Genomic DNA, 17,745 nt, shown 5'->3' with positions numbered 1-17,745 from the left:
TGGCGCGATGCGCATCCTGCACATTCTGGACCATTCGTTGCCGTTGCAAAGCGGATATACGTTTCGCACCTGCGCGATCCTGAACCAGCAACGCGCGCGCGGTTGGGAGACCTTGCACCTCACCGGTCCGAAGCACTACGGCGCGACGGCGCTGGAGGAAGAGGTGGATGGCTGGCGTTTCTACCGCACGCCGGCAGTGGCGGGGATTTCCCGACGGTTGCCGGTGATAGGTCAATGGGCGGTGATCGGTGCGCTTACACGGCGCTTGTTGCAGGTGGTTGGGGAGGTGCGGCCTGATGTCCTCCATGCCCATTCCCCCGCCTTGAACGGCATGGCCGCGTTGCGGGTGGCGCGGAGTCTCGGTATCCCGCTGGTCTATGAGGTCCGCGCTTTCTGGGAAGACGCCGCAGTGGATCACGGTACCAGCCGGGAGGGAGGCCTGCGGTACCGGTTGACGCGGGCGCTGGAGACCTACGTCTTACGGCGCGCCGATGCGGTGACGACGATCTGCGAAGGCCTACGCGGTGATATCCTCGCGCGCGGTGTGGATGCGGAGCGGGTCACGGTGGTGCCCAACGCCGTGGATACGGACCGCTTCGATGGCGCCGTCGCAGACGACGGCGCGCTGCGCGCGCGTCTGGGACTGGGCGGCGCGACCGTGTTCGGGTTCATCGGGTCGTTCTATGCCTACGAGGGCCTAGACTTGCTGATTGCGGCCATGCCGCGCATCGTGCAGGTGGTGCCCGACGCTCGGCTCCTGCTGGTCGGGGGTGGGCCGGAGGCCGAGCGCCTGAAGACACGCGCGGCCGCGGCGGGGATTGCCGAGCGGGTGATCTTCACGGGCCGGGTGCACCACAGCGAAGTGGAGCGCTACTATCAGCTAGTGGACGTGTTCGTCTATCCCCGTCACTCCATGCGCCTTACGGAACTGGTTACACCCCTCAAGCCGCTGGAGGCCATGGCCCACGGCGGATTGGTAGTGGCGTCGGACGTCGGGGGACACCGGGAGCTGATCCGCGACGGAGAAACCGGAAGGTTGTTCCGCGCCGGGGATCCCGCGGCGTTGGCTGGTGCCGTCGTCGGCTTGCTGCAGGATCGGAACCGCTGGCCGGAGCAGCGCCGAGTGGCGCGGGCATTCATCGAGTCGGAGCGGACCTGGAGCCGTGTGGTGGGCCGTTACGAAGCGGTCTACGCGGCGGCGATGGCGAGGCGTTCCCGCTGAGGTTTCCGTCGGTTTCGTGGCGCAACGCGACGGCGTGGCCCGGCTGCAACGCCCGGCGCTCAAGTAAGCGCCATCCGCCCTAGCTCGTGTATCGCGCCGGTGTTTCCGTTGCCGCGTGGGTCCGCGCGCTACTGGAGGGGTCGAGTGGTGCTGTGGCTGGCTGGCGGGCTGCCGACGGCGAGGGCCGCGTCCGGCACCCGGCTCGGCGTGGTGTTGAGCCGATGGTGGGAAGCCGCCGCGGCGCCGGCCCAGGAATTACCAGTGCTTTTGGAGCGCCCAGCCCGGGGTACGGGCGCCGCGGCTGGATGTTCCCGGGGTGGTGGGGCGTGTCGGTCGGTGTGCCCCGGGTCGCTGGTTGGCTGGGTTCGGGAGACGTAATGGTCCGCGGTGATCAGGCTGGCGCCGAGGGCCATCATGGTGACCAGGAGACCGCTGATCCGGCGGTGGCGGGGCCCACGCGTCGCCGTGGCCCGCCGGACCGCCGGTGCCGCAGTGGATTCTTTCCCCTTGGGCGCGTGTTTCGTGAGCCGGAGATGAACCTCGATCTCTTCCCGGTCCAGGGGCATGGTGACGGGTCCGTTGGCGCGCCCGTCCTTGGTTCCTCCCGGCGGTCCCGCTACCGGGTGCTTGCGCGTGCGCCGGGGCGGGGATGGCGGGGATACAACGCCCGCTGTGCCTGCACCGTCTCTCTTGGCCGCAACGTTAGCGGGCGTCGTCACGTGGCGTATCTCGGGGGACGCTGGCACGGGTTCCGGCGCCGTGGGAACGGGATCGGGAGCCACAACCGGCGCGGGCGTGAAGTGCGCCGCCGCCGGGTTGTCCGCGGGTGTTGCTGGCGCTGTCCGCGCTGCCACTTCGGATTCAGGCCCCGCGGCGGATGCCTGTTTACCAGGGTCCGGCGGAGGCCCGCCGGAATCGCCACCGGGGGCGGCGTCGGGCGTGCCCGTCGAGCTCGCGGCTGGCGGCGTGCCGGATGTGGGCGGATCGGGTTCCGGGGGTACATCGCTCAGGTCGATATTGCCCTTGATGTGAAACATTTCGTCCTGCAGTTCGTCCAGCACCGCTTGCACCACGTCCCGATTGATGAGGTGCTGTTCCTCGATCGATGCGTACAGCAGGGTGCGGTCGCACAGGGTGTTGATCTTGCGGGGAAGGCCCCCTGCGGCGTGATGAATCAACCGGCACGCGGTGTCCGTGAACTGCGGATCGCCCTTCCAGCCGACTTGCGCCAGGCGGTGTTCGATATAGTTGCGGATCTCGTCCGCCGCCAGTGGGCGCAGTTTGCAGGTGGCGATCACCCGTTGAGAGAACTGTTCCATCCCGGGGGATGCGAGGATCTCGAGAAACCGTTCCTGGCCCAGCAGGAAGGTCTGGAGCAGCGCCTTGTTCCGCACCTGGAAGTTGGAGAGCATGCGAAGCTCTTCCAAGGTAACGGCAGGCAGGTTCTGGGCCTCGTCCACCACCAGCAGGACCCGCCGACCCTCATGGGCCCGCGCCACCAGGAAGCCGCCCAGGTCATTGAGCAGGGTGGCCTTCGCGAGCCCTTCGGAGGGCAGCTTGAAGGTAGCGGCGACCATACGCAGGAGGTCCGAGGCCTCCAGCTGCGTGGTGACCAATTGGCCGACAACCAGACGCCGTGTGTCCAACTGGGAGATCAGGGTTTGGGCCAACATACTCTTCCCAGTGCCCGCTTCCCCAGAGATGACAACGAAGCCTTCTCCTTGATTCAGTCCATATTGGAGATAGGCCAGTGCCTTCTTGTGGATCCCGCTGGGGAAGAAGAAGTGCGGGTCCGGGCTGAGCCGGAACGGAGCTGCGGTCAGGCCGTAATAGGATTCATACATTGGGTCGTCCCGGTGGTGTGAAGGTCGGGGTGTCTGGCCCCTGGGTCCTCATTCTGCGGAAAATCGCCCAAGGGGTCCAGGACGGTGATCCGTAGAGCCCGGCGTTCCGGAGATGGCATTACCGGTTTTGCTAGCGGCCAGCCGGCCCGGCAATTGAATCGCGCCGCTTGGTTACCGCGGGCGGTGTGCCCGAGTCGGTAGGGCGTCGGCTGACGCTTGAGTGGTGGCGCAGGGCGACCGTGGCACGGCGTCCACGACACCCAGGCGCCCGCATGGCGCACGCGGCGATGTGGCGCTATGGTGCCGCGTAGGTGGGTTGTTCGTGATCTGCTAGAATCGGGCGTTACGCGGGGACATCGGTAATGTACGGGTAGCGGGCGCACCGCTACTGCCTGCGCAGCGGGAATCACTGCATACTGGGGCGGTGTGGCGTCGATGTGGTGGGTGTACCCGCTGGTAATGGCCCCGATCTACGCGTCGCCTCCAGGTCAGTCCCGGCACCGGTTCATCCGGGCGCGGGCAGCGCCGTTGCATTCCGGCCCGGCAGACGCCGTGATGTAGGGCCCAGTGGCCGTGTGGCGGGGGCATGCGGGCACTTTGGGTGCGGAGTAGACGCTAGGTGCCGACATATCGGCCACGAACAATCCCGGGGGGTAGGGCGAACGATGAGAATCTTTCAGGGTAGAGGACCGGTACTGATGCGCGCGCGCGTGGTGGCGATGGCCGTGGTGTTCGCGGTGCTTGGCGCTTGCACCGGGAATCCGAAGCTGGATGCCAAGGAGCACATCGCACGCGCGCAGCAGTACATGGCGAAGGGAAACGACCGCGCGGTAGTGATCGAGCTCAAGAACGCGCTCCAGATTGAACCGGACAACAAGCTGGCTCGTTCGCTCCTGGCGGATGTCTATCTCAAGGACGGCGCCGGGCCCCTTGCAGAGAAGGAGTTAGCCCGACTCGTCAAGCTTGGGGAACCTCAGGGCCGGGTATCGGTGCGTATGGCCCGGGCCTTGTTACAGCAGCACGAATTCAAGAAGACCCTCCTGCTGCTTGATAAGCCGGCGGATCTTCCCCCTGATCAACGGGCACTCGCGCACCAGCTGCGTGCCGAGGCCGACCTGGGCTTGGGGGATCTTGACGCGGCGGATCAGGAATACCGCGCGGCGCTGGCCCTGGATCCCAAGCGTGTCGATGCCTGGGCCGGTCGGGGGCGGGTGGCGCTCGCCCGGCCGGACTACCCGCAGGCGAACCGGTACATTCAAAAGGCGCTGGAGGTGGCTCCCGGAAATAAGCCCGCCCGGGTCCTGGAGGGGGAGTACTACCTGAACGTCAAGGACCCCACCGCGTCGCGCAGTGCCTTCGAGCAGGTACTGAAGGCGGATCCTCGCTACGTGCCCGCGATCCTGGGGATGGCGCAGGTGGCTACTGTGGACGGCAAGCCCGACGACGTGTTGAGTTATACCGGCCGCGTCCTCAAGGTGGAGCCTGGGAATCTGCTCGGCAACTACCTGACCGCCCTGGCATATTACAACAAGCACGAGTTCGGAAAGGCCAATGATCGATTGCTGGATATCCTGGGCAGTGTACCCAGTAACATGCCGACCGTACTGTTGCTGGGCGCGACCAACTTCGCCCTGGGGAACTACGAGCAGGCGACCATGTATCTCAATCGCTACTTGGTAACCTACCCGAATAGCGCCACGGCGCGGAAACTGCTGGCCGCGACACGCCTCAAGAGCAAGCAGCCCAAGGCTGCATATGAGCTGCTTCAGCCCATGGTCGCGGCGGCTCCCAAAGACCCGCAACTACTCGCCTTGCTTGGCGAGGCTGCCTACGACTCCGGCCTGTACGCACAGGCGACCCAGTATTTTCAGCGGGCGGTGAAGGAGGTGCCGGCCGACAGCCGTCTGCGTACCCAACTCGCGCTCGGGTATCTGGCGTCCGGCGATACGGCGCAGGCGATCAAGGAACTCGAAACCACGGTCGATGTGGGCGCCGATCCGACGCAGCCGGCGACCTTGCTGGTCCAGGCCTATATCCGGGAACACAAACTGGATGAGGCATTGAAGGCGGCGCAGCGGGTCGTGGAGAAGGACCCCAAGAATCCGGCCGCATTGAATCTGCTCGGTTCGGTGTATTTTATCCGGGGAGATCCGGCCAAGGCCAAGGAGCAGTTCGCACGCGCGGTGACTCTGGATCCCCGCTATCTCCTCGGCCAGCTCAACTTGGCCAGGCTGGCGGCCCGGGCCGGCGAGGCACAGCAGGCGCAGACGGAGTTCAAAAAGGTCCTGACCATCGACCCGACGAACCTGGACGCCATGGTTTCCCTGTCGCGGCTGCGTTACGCGGCGAAGGATCAGAAGGGGGCCAAGGAGTGGTTGGACAAGGCCCGGGCGGCGCATCCCAACGCCCTGTTCCCGCGGCTCCTCCTGGTGCAGATGCGCTTGGCGGACAAGGCCTATCCGGCGGCGATGGATGGGGCGCGGGAAATGGTGGCGGCGTTTCCCAACAACCCTCTGGCCCTCAGCTTGGCGGCAGACGCCTATGTGGCGGGGGGTGACAAGGACTCGGCGGTGCGGGCCTTGACCCATCTGGTCGAGATCGCTCCCAAGGCGGCGGCTGTCTGGTATCGGCTGGGCCAACTCCAGTCTGCGGTCGGCAGCCCCAATGAGGCCATGGCATCACTGGCCACGGCCTTGAAGTTGCGTCCGGACTTCGGTCCCGCGCTTGGCGCCCTTGCGACACTGAAGGTGCAAGCGGGGCATGCCGATCAGGCGATGGCCCTCGCGAAGCAGGCCGAGACCCAGCAACCAAAGTCCCCGTTGGGATTCGAGGTGGAGGGGGATCTGCATGTGAATGCGCACGACTACCCGGCGGCATTGCGTGCCTACCGGACGGCGTACGGGAAGGCTCCCAACGGGGAGATCGCCGCCAAGTGGTATGCGGCGGCCCGCATGGGACGCGTGCGCGGCGCGACGATTCTGGAAACGATCCAGGGTTGGGTGAAGGCGAGTCCGAAGGACGTGGCGACCCGGATGGTGCTGGCGAATGCCCTGATGGATGACGGCAAGACCGGGTCCGCCGTCGGGCAGTACCAGAAAATCATCGGGGAAGACCCCGACAACGTGGTGGCGCTCAACAATCTCGCGTGGCTGTACGGCGAGCAGGGGGACCCGAAGGCGCTCCACTATGGTCGCGAGGCCTATCGTTTGGCGCCGGACCAAGTGGAAACCATAGACACCCTGGGGTGGATCCTGGTCCGGCAGGGACAGGCGAAAAGCGGTTTGACCCTGCTCCAGAAGGCCGTGCTACAGGACCCCGGCAACCAGGAGATCCGCTACCATCGCGCGGTGGCCTTGGACAAGACCGGTAATGCGGCGGCGGCGCGGGCGGACCTGGAGACGATCATCCGGTCCAAGGCGGCGTTTCCCTCCCGTTCGGATGCGGTAGCCCTGCTGAAAAAGCTTACGGCGGCCGGCTCCTGATCGCAGTGCTGTCGCGTTGCGTAACGAAGGGCGGGTGGGCTACGCGTCATCGCCGCGGTGTGTCCGAAATTTCCCGTTGGCCCAACCGGAAATCCTAAGCCGCGTCCGCGGGCGTTGCGTCGAAGGACGGTCCAGCGCAGGGCGCGATCCCGTCCCCGGGCGCGTTGTGACCCTGCTGGGTTCCCGAAAAAAAAGGCCTCCGCAAGGGAGGCCTCTGTCAGTGATGCCGTGCGTCGACCTTATTGTACCGCCCGAGTCGGTTGCATCGGACTCGGTCTGCCGGCGATCTTGGTTGTTTTTCTTTCAGCGAACGATTAACACACTCCCTGAAGCCTCTGGCCTTTTCCTCACTCGCTCCGGGACCGCTTGCCGCGGGTTGCCCCCGCCAAGCCCAGCACCCCCGCGGCCAGCAGTACCAGGGTGCCCGGATCCGGCACCGTGATGCGCTGATCTCCGCTGAGGACGAAACTGGAGTTCGCACCGCCTGCGGGTTGGAGCGTGAAGTCCCATTGCCGGGCATAGGTTGTGTCCCCGACGGTACCGCCGCCGCTGTCGCTAAGGGTGGTGGGGTTGCCGTCGGACAGGCTATCGAGAATGCCCGAATAGGGTCCAATCTGCCAATGGGAGGGGGCAGGTACGACGCCGTCCGTCTCGATCATGCCACCGTCGCTCTGCACGATGGTGTTGGCGTTGGTGGTGACGGCTTGATCCTGGGTCCCGTTGCCCGACAGATCGAAGTCGCTGTATTGGAAGAGATGAACGTCCTTCCCCGTATTGGTCAGGTTGGTGAATGTCAGCTGGGTGGCAAGATCCGAGGTCTTGCTGCCCGGCGCCCCGCCCGCAAGGCTGAGGCCCAGCGCGACCGTGAAGGTGGAGTTGCCCTGGGTGGTGCCATCGCCATACAGCAACGACAAGTGGTTATTACCCGGATTGAAGTTAGTGTCGGTGGCCTTCGCGCCGAGCAGGGTAAGCACGCTTAAATTCTGCTCCCCGCCGGTGGCGCCGATCCGGTACCAGTACCCCTGCTGATAGAGCTGATTGACCCCGTCTACGGTCCAGGAGTTGATGCCCATATCGCTAGTGGGATCCACTGAGAGGGTGCTGTTGCTGTCGGCAAGATTGTATAAGGTGGCGTGGGCCAACGGCATCATCGCCGCCAGTACCGCTCCCGATACCACTTGCAGGATCCCGCGCCGCCATGCGCTGGCGGAGGACCCGGAACTGACCTGACGTTGCTTCATGGCGGTGTACTCCCGTCTATCTATGCCGATTGATGATGACGTCGGCCGCTTTTTTGCTGACTGCGGGCCCTGAACGTTCGTATCATTCCCTACTCTGGCTACCTTGGGGAACGTCGCTGTCAAATTAATGGCAAGGAGCGTGCCAACATATATATAATCAGTTAATACAGTATATTAGGAGCACGGAGTGGGGGTGGCGGTTTGGCCAAGCGTGGCCAATTGTAAATAATTCTGACAGTGGTTTGCCGGTGGAATCCCACCGTTTTGGCGGTTAATTTACCATTCAACAATAAGTTATGCGCCAGGTATGGCCACGCCCTTGTAGATGTAGCCGTAAAAAAATTGGACAGCCCTGATGGGGGTGGCGATCCTCCCTTGTGGACTTTGTCGGGGGCTCAGGACCCGGGTTGGTTTTCGCCCGGATGGATTCCAGGTATTGATACGGCATTTCGGGGTGCGGCGAAAAATGTCTTGTCATACGTAGGTGCTACAGTCAACATGGAATGTAAAATCGCGGTCCGGAGCGGGTGGCGGCGCGCGCCAGATGCCACGAAATTACCCCAGCCATGGGTGGTTGGGCTGGGTGGGGGGGTCTCCCCGGGGGGATTCAATGATTTGCGGGCGGTGGCCGATATGTAGCCCACAACGGCCTTGGACGCCGACGTTGTGTTGCCCGGATCCCTGGGCGCCGCGTACGTGTCCAACACCGCTCGCCCGGGTCCTTTAGAGATGTGTCCACGGCGCACTGGCGTCAGGGAACGCCGGGTGGGCGCGATTAGGCCATCCCTCGGTGCGGCGGGATGCGAAGTGACAGACAACAAGTCCGTAATTGAGGGGAGAGAACGTGAATAGCCCAGTGCGAAATTTCATTTCGGTGATACTCTGCGCATTCGTTGTGGTGTTGGCTGGGTGTGCGACTACCGGTCCGAGCACTAAAACGCTTGTCGGTCCGACCCCCGAATATGTCATCGGTCCCGGAGATACTCTGGAGATCTTCGTCTGGCACAATCCGGAGGTGTCCGTCACGGTGCCGGTACGTCCCGACGGACGCATCTCGATCCCCCTGGTTCAGGATCTGGTTGCAAGCGAGAAGACGCCGACCCAGTTGGCGCATGAGATTGAGACTCGGCTTGCGCAATACATCAGGAACCCCATGGTGACGGTGATCGTTACCGGTTATGTGGGTACCTACGGCAATCAGATCCGCGTGGTTGGCCAAGCTGCGAAGCCCCAAGCGCTGCCCTATCGCCAAGGCATGACCTTGCTCGATGTCATGATCGCGGTCGGTGGCTTGACGCAATACGCGGCGGGCAACCGATCGGTCGTCGTGCGGCATGTCAACGGCAAAGAGGAGAAGATCCACGTGCAGCTGGGTAGCCTGCTGAATGACGGCGACATCAAGGCGAACATACCGATGAGGCCTGGCGACGTACTGATTATCCCTGAGTCCTGGTTTTGATCCGGTATGGTGTCAGCTCCGCTGATACGGCAAGGACCCCGTCATGAATGAAATCATTTCGCAATTGTTGAACTACGCCTACGGAGCGTGGCGTTACCGCTGGTACGGTGCTGCCGTCGCATGGCTGGTTTGTATCTCCGGATGGACGTGGCTCCATTTCCAGCCGAATATCTACCGCGCCACCGCTCAGGTCTACGTGGATACGGACACCATACTGCGTCCTTTGCTCGCGGGCATGGTGGTGCAGTCCAATGTCCAGGGCAAGGTGCAACTCGTTACCAAGATCCTGCTGAGCAGGCCTAACCTGGAAAAGGTCGCGCGGTCGACTGATCTCGACTTGCGGGCGACAACGCCGGACGCGATGGAGAAGCTTCTGCTCAAACTGGACCAGCGGATCCAGATACGCGGTACGGAGCGCGACAACTTTTACACGATATCCTACGTCGATCCGGACCCCAGGGCGGCCAAACGGGTGGTGCAGACGCTGCTCAACAGCTTCGTTGAGAACACCCTGCATGCCGGCCGTCAGGATTCCAACACCGCGCAGCAGTTTCTGGATCAGCAGATCAAGTCATACGAGGCGAAACTCAACGCCGATGAGGACCGGCTGAGAGATTTTAAACAGAAGAACGTGGGCATGATGCCGCAGCAGGGTAAGGATTATTACAATCGACTGCAGGATGCCATCACCGAGTTGGACGGGGCGAAACTCCAACTCGCCGAGGCTCAACAGACCGGGGATACGCTGAGCAAAGAGCTGGGTGGTGATGAACCAACTTTCGGCATCATGTCGGAGGCGGGAGACAACGGGGGACCGTTGGACACCCGGATCAACGCGTTGCAAAGCCGTTTAGATGACCTTCTGCTGCAGTATACCAACCGCCACCCCGATGTGATCGCGGTGAGGGAACAGATCAAGGAACTCAAGGCTCAGCGTAGGAGGGAGTTGGCCAAACTCGCCGCTTCGGGTGCTGTCGGGGGGGTGAGCGATAACCCGGTTTACCAGCAGTTGAAGATATCACTGAGCGAGACGCAGGCCAAAGCCGCTGGTCTCCGGGTGAAGGTGCAGGAATATCAGAAACGGGTCGACTATCTGAGGAAGATGGTCAATACGATCCCGGCCGTGGAGGCGGAGTTGGCGAGCCTCAATCGCGACTACAGCGTAACCCGAACCCAGTTCAATGACCTGCTCAGGCGGCGGGAGCAGGCCACGTTGTCGCAGCAGGCCGACCAGAGTTCAGATGACATCAAGTTCAAAATCATCGATCCACCCTTCGTTGCACCGAAGCCCGTGGCGCCAAAGCGCCTATTGATCATGGCGGCGATATTCGCCGGGGGCTTGGGCGCTGGGATCGGTTTCGCGTTCTTTCTCTCACAGATCAAGCCGACCTTCAATGATCGGCGCGTCCTCCGGCGCGTGGCCGGTTTCCCCGTGTTGGGTACCGTGGGAACAGTATTTACCGGTGACATGCTGATGCGCCGGCGCATTGATGCCACGATGCTGGTTCTGACCGCGCTACTGTTGATGAGCGTATTCATCGGCGGCGTGGTTTTCACGGTTTTGACGACTGGCGCGTGAGGTAACGGGCGCCCGCAAGAGAATCCTGCCATGGGTATAATCGAGAAAGCGATCAGTTTAGCGAACGGGAAGTCCGTGCGGGACCGGCCTGCCGAAAGACCGGAGCTCGCGGGGGCGACTGCGGTTCGACCCGAACATCAGGACCTGGCTACGACCCGGGAGGGGACCGACCGACCGGATTCCCAGGAGCGCCATGGTCAACCGCCGAGCCAGATCGCGAATGAGCCGGCGGCGCGCAAGTCGTCGCAGACGGTGCAGGTTGATGTGGAGCGGCTTACCGCGATGGGGATGGTGACCCCCGCCACCACCGGCACACGTATTAGCGAAGAATTCCGTCTGATCAAGCGCCCGTTGCTAACCAACGCCTTCTCTTACGGACCGGGTGCGGCGCCGAAGCGCAACTTGGTGATGGTTACCAGCGCAGTGGCAGGCGAAGGCAAGACTTTCAGTTCCATCAATCTGGCCATGAGTATCGCCATGGAGCGGGATCGTCGGGTGCTCCTGATCGACGCTGATCTCCAGCGACCCAATGTCGCGCAGGTTTTGGGGATCTCCACCGATAGGGGATTAACGGATGTGATGGAGGACCCATCACTGGACTTGAGCGAACTTCTGTTGCAGACGAATATTCCGCGGCTGAGTGTGCTTCCCGCCGGTAGGCGGCACCAATATGGCACAGAATTGCTGGCCAGCGACGCGATGAAGGATTTGGTGGAGGAACTCTCCGAACGATATCCCGACCGGCTGGTGATATTCGATTCCCCCCCCCTGCTCGCAGCGACTCAGGCGGTGGTACTCGCGAGCCTCGCGGGACAGATCGTCGTGGTAGTGGCGGCCGGCAGCACCAGTCAGGGCGTCGTGAGCGAGGCCTTGGCGCTCCTGGATGCGGAAAAGCCCGTTGGACTGATTCTCAACCGGTATCCGCGCGTATTTCAATCGGAATATTACTACGGGTGAGATCCGCCCGACTTATCGGCCGGACGGCTGCATAACGGTACACCGCGGGGCAGACCAGTGGTGTGCGGCGCATCGATTCGGGGATCGCCTCCAGTGCGCGGCGACATGGGTTTGTCCGGTCGGTACGCGCTAGGTTGGTGGATCGGGGATCTGGGTGAACCCATAGGGTATAAAACGGCCAGGGACTGTGCGAATGAGAAGAACATCTAATAACCGGGTAATACATAAATTGTGGAGATGGGCCCAACTTCTGACAACGGCTGGCGTGATGGCGGGTCCCGGGATTGGAACCGCGCACGCGCTCGACGTGAACGCGGCGTTGGGTAGCGGCAACCCGTATGGAGTCAATGTGGGGCCTGGGTCCGGGCCTGTGGCTCCCACACCGACCGGGCCCGGATGGAATCTCGTTCCGTCGCTCAACGTGCAAGAGCTCTACGACGACAACATTGCCCTCGCGGCGTCGGGCCAGGAACGCAGCGATTTTGTTACAGAGGTCAATCCGGCGATCTCTATCAGTAAGGCCTCACGACGATTAAATCTTCTGGCCAACTACCAGATGCAGAACATATTTTATGCCAAGAATTCATCCAGCAACGCAACCTTCCATCAGCTTTTCTCTACCTTGGACGCGGATCTGTGGCCGGGGACGTTCGCACTGGGTGCCGAGGCGACGGCATCCCAGGCCCTGATATCCCCAACTGATCCGGTTCCGCTCAGCAATGTATCGATCAGCGGGAACCGGACCAATGTTCTAACCTACTCGGCCACTCCGCGTTTCCAGCATTCGTTTGGTCAGATGGCCATTGTCCGCGCCCACTATTCCTACAGTGTGGTCGACTACAATACCCAACAGCTTTCCGGGAGCCAGACCAGTGAGGAAGGCACTTCAATCGAGACCGGGCCGGACGTGCCGGGTCTCGGGCTCCGCTTGTCTTACAATCACAGCCGGACCAACTTCGACGGATCACAGGACGTTATTTTTGAGCGCGTGCTGGGCGAGGCCCGTTATCCCGTGCAGTCGAAGTTCCGGCTTGTGGTGCGTGGCGGCTACGAGAACAACAATTTCCAGTTCGGTCCTACCGTACAGCAGCCGAAGGGGAAAATCTGGAGCGGCGGATTTCAGTGGGACATTACACCGCGCTCGTACCTCGAAGCCAGTTACGGCAGGCGTTTCTTCGGACGTACCATTGAGGCATCGTTCCGGAATGAAGGTGCGTGGACCTCAGCATCCGTGAACTATTCGGAGGAGCCGAGCACGATCTCCTCTTTGGCCCTAGAGTTGCAGCCCCTGATCGCTGGTCCCAACGGACAAGTCACGCAGGTGCTGGCTCCCTCGCTCCCGGGCTTGTCCGCAGAGGTATTCATCAATCGGCAGTTATCCGTAACGCTCGGAGCCCACGGGCTCCGTGACCGGGTGTCCGCTACGGTGTCACGGTCCGAACGCACGTACGAATTTACCGGCTCCAAGGAAACCGTTACGGGAGTCGACGCATCCTGGAACCGCAACCTGGGGGTGCGCACGAGCGCCGAGGTTTCCGGCTATTGGCAGCGATGGCAGTTTGTTGATGGTGTCCGGGTCGACAACTTGTGGGAGGCCAGTGGGGCCTTGATATATCAACTCGGACGGTACGCCAATACTTCGCTGTCGGTTACGCACCTCCAACGGAACTCCAATGCATCGGCGGATTATTCCGTGAATATGGTGTCGTTGGGGGTTACGGTGGAGTTTTGATCGGATACGTCCCGGCGCGGTTCCGGGTCGTGTACCCGTAGTGGACGACCCGTGTGTCGGGTACGTGGCGCGGCGGGATCCTCAGGTGGTGGACGATTTCCGGTCTCTGGCATAGCGCGCCTGCAGCATCGTCGACACAATGCTTCTGTATCGCCGCTGGGGCCGCGGGCGGGTAGCGACATCGGCGGCTCCGTCTCGGAGAGGGCGGTAGCATACGTATCATGACGGATCCAGGAAAACAGTGGTAATGACACAATGCGTAGTCAACGCAATGAGCGTCGATGTGGAGGATTATTTCCAGGTCTCGGCGTTCGAGAAACAAATTCCGAAGCAGAGTTGGCCAACCCTACCCTCGCGCGTGGAACGTAACACGCGTCTCGTGCTCGATTTGTTCGATCGGTGTAGCGTGAAGGCCACGTTCTTTACGCTCGGCTGGGTTGCAGAGCGGTTTCCGGATCTCGTGCGCGAGATTGTCCATCGGGGACACGAGCTTGCCAGTCATGGGTACGCGCACGTCCGGGTAGTACGGCAGTCACAGGCCGAGTTCCGCGAGGACGTCACTCGCACCAAGGCACTCCTTGAGCAGGTCGCGGGCGTAGCGGTAGCCGGCTATCGTGCTGCGAGCTATTCCATCGGGCGCGACAACCTGTGGGCGCTGGATGTGCTCGAAGCGGCCGGTTATCGGTATAGTTCAAGTATCTACCCGATACGTCACGATCTCTACGGGATGCCGGAAGCACCACGCTTTCCGTTCCGGTATGGGCGTAGCGGGATCCTGGAAGTGCCGATCACGACGGTGTCGCTTCTCAACCGCAATCTGCCCTGCGGCGGCGGCGGATATTTCAGGCTCTTCCCGTACCAGATTTCCCGCTGGGCCATCCGGCGCGTGAACCGATCCGATCACCAGCCCGCCGTGTTCTATTTTCACCCCTGGGAACTTGATCCGGAACAACCCCGTCCGGACTCCCTGAGGCTCAAGACCCGGATACGGCACTACCTGAACCTCGAGCGTATGGAAGCACGTCTGGGCCGGCTCCTGAAGGACTTTCGATGGGACCGGATGGATCGCGTCTACCTGGAAGCGTCCGGGGAGGTACCGAGAGCGACCCCTTGCGCGCTACGGGACCCCGGCTGTTGATGGATTGCACACGCGCATGGCAACACAAACGGCCGAGGTAGTCGCAGAGGCCCCCGGCGTTCGCTGGGGCACGACGCTCGCTGCGTTGTGCGTGTCTCTGTCCGCGCTGCTGCTGTTGTACGCCGGAACGGTTCGGTCGCTGGTGGATATCTGGTGGCGGTCGGAAACCTTCGCGCACGGATTTCTCATCCTGCCTATCAGCCTTTATCTGATATGGTGCCGGCGCGCAATCATCCGCCGGATCCAACCGGTACTCAATCCATGGGCCCTGCTATTAGTACTGTCAGGGGCGCTCGCATGGGCGGTGTCGGCTCGCATCGACGTGCTCCTGACCCAGCAGCTCATGCTGGTGGCGATGGCCATCGCCATCGTTTGGGGCTTGCTCGGAACCCGTGTGGTGCGGCAGATGCTGTTTCCGCTCGGCTATCTGTTTTTCGCCGTTCCCATGGGGGATGGTTTGATCCCGCCGTTGCAGGACTTTACCGCCCGATTCGCGGTATCGATCCTTCAGTGGGTACACATTCCGGTGTTTCTGGAGGGGCGATATATCTCGATACCAACGGGTACGTTCGAAGTCGCACAGGCCTGCTCCGGGCTGCGCTACCTGATCGCATCCGTGGTACTGGGGACGGTGTACGCCTATCTCGTCTACAGGACGGTGTGGCGGCGACTTCTGTTCGTCGCGTTTGCGGTCATAGTCCCGATCATCGCGAACGGGCTCCGGGCCGCGGGTATCGTCGCGATCGCCTACGCGAGCGACATGCGGCTTGCGACCGGCGTGGATCACATCATTTATGGCTGGATATTCTTCGGTCTGGTGATGTTTCTTCTGTTTTGGGCGGGTCAGTTCATTCGGGAGCGGAACGCAGCCCCGGACGCGGGCCGTGCGGAAGGAGATTCCGTCACCGCGTGGCGGGGACGTAGCAGTGGCTGGTACGTGGCGCTATGCGCGGCGCTGCTCGTCGGTTCCGCGGGTGCTGGTCCGGGCGCCTTGCGGTGGCTGGACGTCCGGGCTGCGCATACTCCGGAGCCGACGGCCCTGATGGCGCCGCTGGCGCGTTCTCCATGGCGTGGCCCGTTGACGACTGCGGACGATTGGCGTCCGGTTTTCCGGGGCGCCAGCGGCACATTTCTGCGAGCCTACACCATGGGCGCTGACACGGTATACCTATACTCCGCGTACTACCTGCGCGAACGCCAAGGCTCTGAGTTGATCAAGTGGGGAAACCAGTTATATGACAACCGGCACTGGGCCCGGATCAGCTCGGACTCCCGAGAGATATCCATGGGTGGCCGGCGCATGTGGGTAGTCGAGACGATGCTCCGGTCTGGGGCCACGGATCGCCTGGTCTGGAGTTGGTACCGGATTGGCGGCCGGATTACCACCGACCCGACGCAGGCCAAGCTGCTACAGGCTTGGGAGGATCTCCGGCATGGTGGTGACGTGGCCGCAGTGGTTGCGATCAGTGCCGATTACGAGGTCGGACCCAGCGCGGCGCGCCGGGTCCTACAACAATTTGCTCGCGACATGGGGCCGTTGGCACCGGTTGCGGCCGTGCATAGGCCGGCCAGGGATTGAATAAGCGTGGGGTGCCGGACCGGTGCCGGTGGATCGGCCTGGCTTCTAACGGGGTGCGTCCGGAACCGTGGGACACCCGTGGTGCGGATGGGGCTGGAAATCGATGAAAGAAATTCCAGCCGCGCTGCGCGAGGCACTGCGCAACATCCGAAGAGCTTCGGTTACGCGTGCCCTGTTCCCGGTTCATGAATGGGTTAAGGGGCACGACACGGTGCGCCGCCGGCGCAGCCTCGAGCGCAGCCAGTGGTGGAGTCCGCAGGTACTGGAGGAACTCCGAATTGAGCGGCTGCGTGCGCTCCTGGCCCATGCGGCGGACAATGTGCCCTATTACCGCGACCTCTTTCGCGCCACTGGGTTTTCCTGGGATGCGGTCCGGAGCATCGATGACCTGAGAGATCTCCCGTTTTGCACGAAGGAGATCATCCGCGTCAATGGAACGCGCTTGTGCTCCGACGTTCCGGGTCGGTTGCAGCGTTCCAACACCGGCGGTTCTACTGGCGAACCGATGGTGTTCTATCTCGGCGCCGAGCGTGTAAGTCACGACGTCGCCGCCAAATGGCGAGCAACGCGCTGGTGGGGCGTGGATATCGGTGACCCTGAGATTGTCCTATGGGGATCACCGATCGAATTGGCCGCACAGGATCGCGTGAGAGCGATTCGTGATCGATTGTTCAATAGTCGTTTGTTGCCCGCCTTCCGCATGTCGGATGCCGATCTTTCCGCTTACGCGCGGATTGTCAACGCCCGCCGGCCACGCATGCTGTTCGGATATCCCTCCGCGCTACATCGGCTTGCATCCTTCGCGCAGGGGCATGGGGTGGTGTTGTCCGACGCGGGGATCCGGGTAGTCTTCACAACCGGAGAGCGTTTGTATGAGGAGCAGCGACGATTGTTAGGCGAGGTATTCGGTTGCCCAGTCGCCAACGGCTATGGCGGTCGTGATGCGGGATTCATCGCCCACGAGTGCCCGTCCGGCGGAATGCATCTGTCTGCCGAAGATATCATCGTAGAGATCATTGATGGCACTGGTAAATCAGTGGCACCGGGGGAGGCAGGGGAGATCGTCGTGACGCATCTGGCGACCAGGGCGTATCCATTTATCCGCTACCGCACCGGTGATATTGGGACCCTGCACGATGCGGAGTGCCCATGCGGTCGGGGGCTTCCTTTGTTGAAAGATATTCAGGGGCGGTCCACGGATTTCGTCGTCGCGGCCGATGGAACCGTCATGCATGGTTTGGCGCTAATCTACGTGATCCGGGAGTTGCCCGGCGTACGGGCGTTCAAGATTATTCAGGATACCCGCAATCAGGTCCGCGTGCTTATTCAACCGATCAATGGTTTTGCACCAGAATCACGGGAACGCATCGTTCGGGGTTTCCAGGAGCGGCTCGGGCCCACGGTCGAGGTGCTGGTTGACCTCACTTCCGAGATCGAGGGCGAGAAGTCGGGGAAGTTTCGCTATGTTGTCAGCCACGCTCCCGAGGCCAGGCCTTGACCAGACCAGACGCA

General features: G+C 62.3%; 11 protein-coding genes. 9 read left to right on the top strand and 2 right to left on the bottom strand.

From position 1 onward, the window contains the following. The first annotated feature begins 7 nt into the window (after positions 1–7). Positions 8–1,222: a glycosyltransferase, exosortase A system-associated gene (locus B7Z66_08015; protein OYV76605.1), complete on the top strand. Its 1,215-nt coding sequence runs from the start codon at positions 8–10 to the stop codon at positions 1,220–1,222. A 128-nt stretch (positions 1,223–1,350) separates the two neighbouring features. On the opposite strand, the gene B7Z66_08010 is transcribed toward B7Z66_08015, so the two are convergent. After that, positions 1,351–3,066 carry a hypothetical protein gene (locus B7Z66_08010; GenBank protein ID OYV76604.1) on the bottom strand — a complete coding sequence of 572 codons (1,716 nt, stop codon included), beginning with the start codon at positions 3,064–3,066 and terminating at the stop codon, positions 1,351–1,353. Between the two features lie 665 nt (positions 3,067–3,731). Between B7Z66_08010 and B7Z66_08005 the strand changes: the two genes are divergently transcribed. Further along, positions 3,732–6,548 (top strand): hypothetical protein, encoded by a 2,817-nt coding sequence (locus tag B7Z66_08005; protein OYV76603.1) that lies wholly within the window; start codon positions 3,732–3,734, stop codon positions 6,546–6,548. Positions 6,549–6,895: 347 nt separating this feature from the next. Here the strand turns inward: B7Z66_08005 and B7Z66_08000 are convergent, their stop codons facing one another. Further along, positions 6,896–7,789 carry a hypothetical protein gene (locus B7Z66_08000; GenBank protein OYV76602.1) on the bottom strand — a complete coding sequence of 298 codons (894 nt, stop codon included), beginning with the start codon at positions 7,787–7,789 and terminating at the stop codon, positions 6,896–6,898. An 844-nt stretch (positions 7,790–8,633) separates the two neighbouring features. Between B7Z66_08000 and B7Z66_07995 the strand changes: the two genes are divergently transcribed. From B7Z66_07995 to B7Z66_07965, 7 genes are all read left to right on the top strand, one after another. Further along, complete coding sequence (locus tag B7Z66_07995) at positions 8,634–9,248, top strand: sugar ABC transporter substrate-binding protein (GenBank protein OYV76601.1); 615 nt, start codon at positions 8,634–8,636, stop codon at positions 9,246–9,248. Positions 9,249–9,291: 43 nt separating this feature from the next. Further along, a complete protein-coding gene (locus B7Z66_07990; GenBank protein ID OYV76600.1) occupies positions 9,292–10,827 on the top strand; it encodes a hypothetical protein in 1,536 nt (511 codons plus the stop codon). 30 nt (positions 10,828–10,857) lie between these two features. Continuing rightward, positions 10,858–11,784 (top strand): hypothetical protein, encoded by a 927-nt coding sequence (locus B7Z66_07985; protein ID OYV76599.1) that lies wholly within the window; start codon positions 10,858–10,860, stop codon positions 11,782–11,784. 193 nt (positions 11,785–11,977) lie between these two features. Then, positions 11,978–13,516 (top strand): hypothetical protein, encoded by a 1,539-nt coding sequence (locus tag B7Z66_07980; protein OYV76598.1) that lies wholly within the window; start codon positions 11,978–11,980, stop codon positions 13,514–13,516. 271 nt (positions 13,517–13,787) lie between these two features. After that, the gene (locus B7Z66_07975) at positions 13,788–14,654 is read left to right on the top strand and encodes a polysaccharide deacetylase (protein ID OYV76597.1); all 867 of its coding nucleotides are present in this window, start codon (positions 13,788–13,790) and stop codon (positions 14,652–14,654) included. A gap of 16 nt (positions 14,655–14,670) precedes the next feature. Continuing rightward, positions 14,671–16,233: a hypothetical protein gene (locus tag B7Z66_07970; GenBank protein OYV76596.1), complete on the top strand. Its 1,563-nt coding sequence runs from the start codon at positions 14,671–14,673 to the stop codon at positions 16,231–16,233. 103 nt (positions 16,234–16,336) lie between these two features. After that, a complete protein-coding gene (locus tag B7Z66_07965) occupies positions 16,337–17,731 on the top strand; it encodes a capsule biosynthesis protein CapK (GenBank protein OYV76595.1) in 1,395 nt (464 codons plus the stop codon). Positions 17,732–17,745 lie beyond the last annotated feature (14 nt).

Source organism: Chromatiales bacterium 21-64-14, assembly GCA_002255365.1.
GTDB lineage: Bacteria > Pseudomonadota > Gammaproteobacteria > 21-64-14 > 21-64-14 > 21-64-14.
Note: the sequence above shows the minus strand (reverse complement) of the source record. Positions and strands in the feature narration are given on the sequence as shown.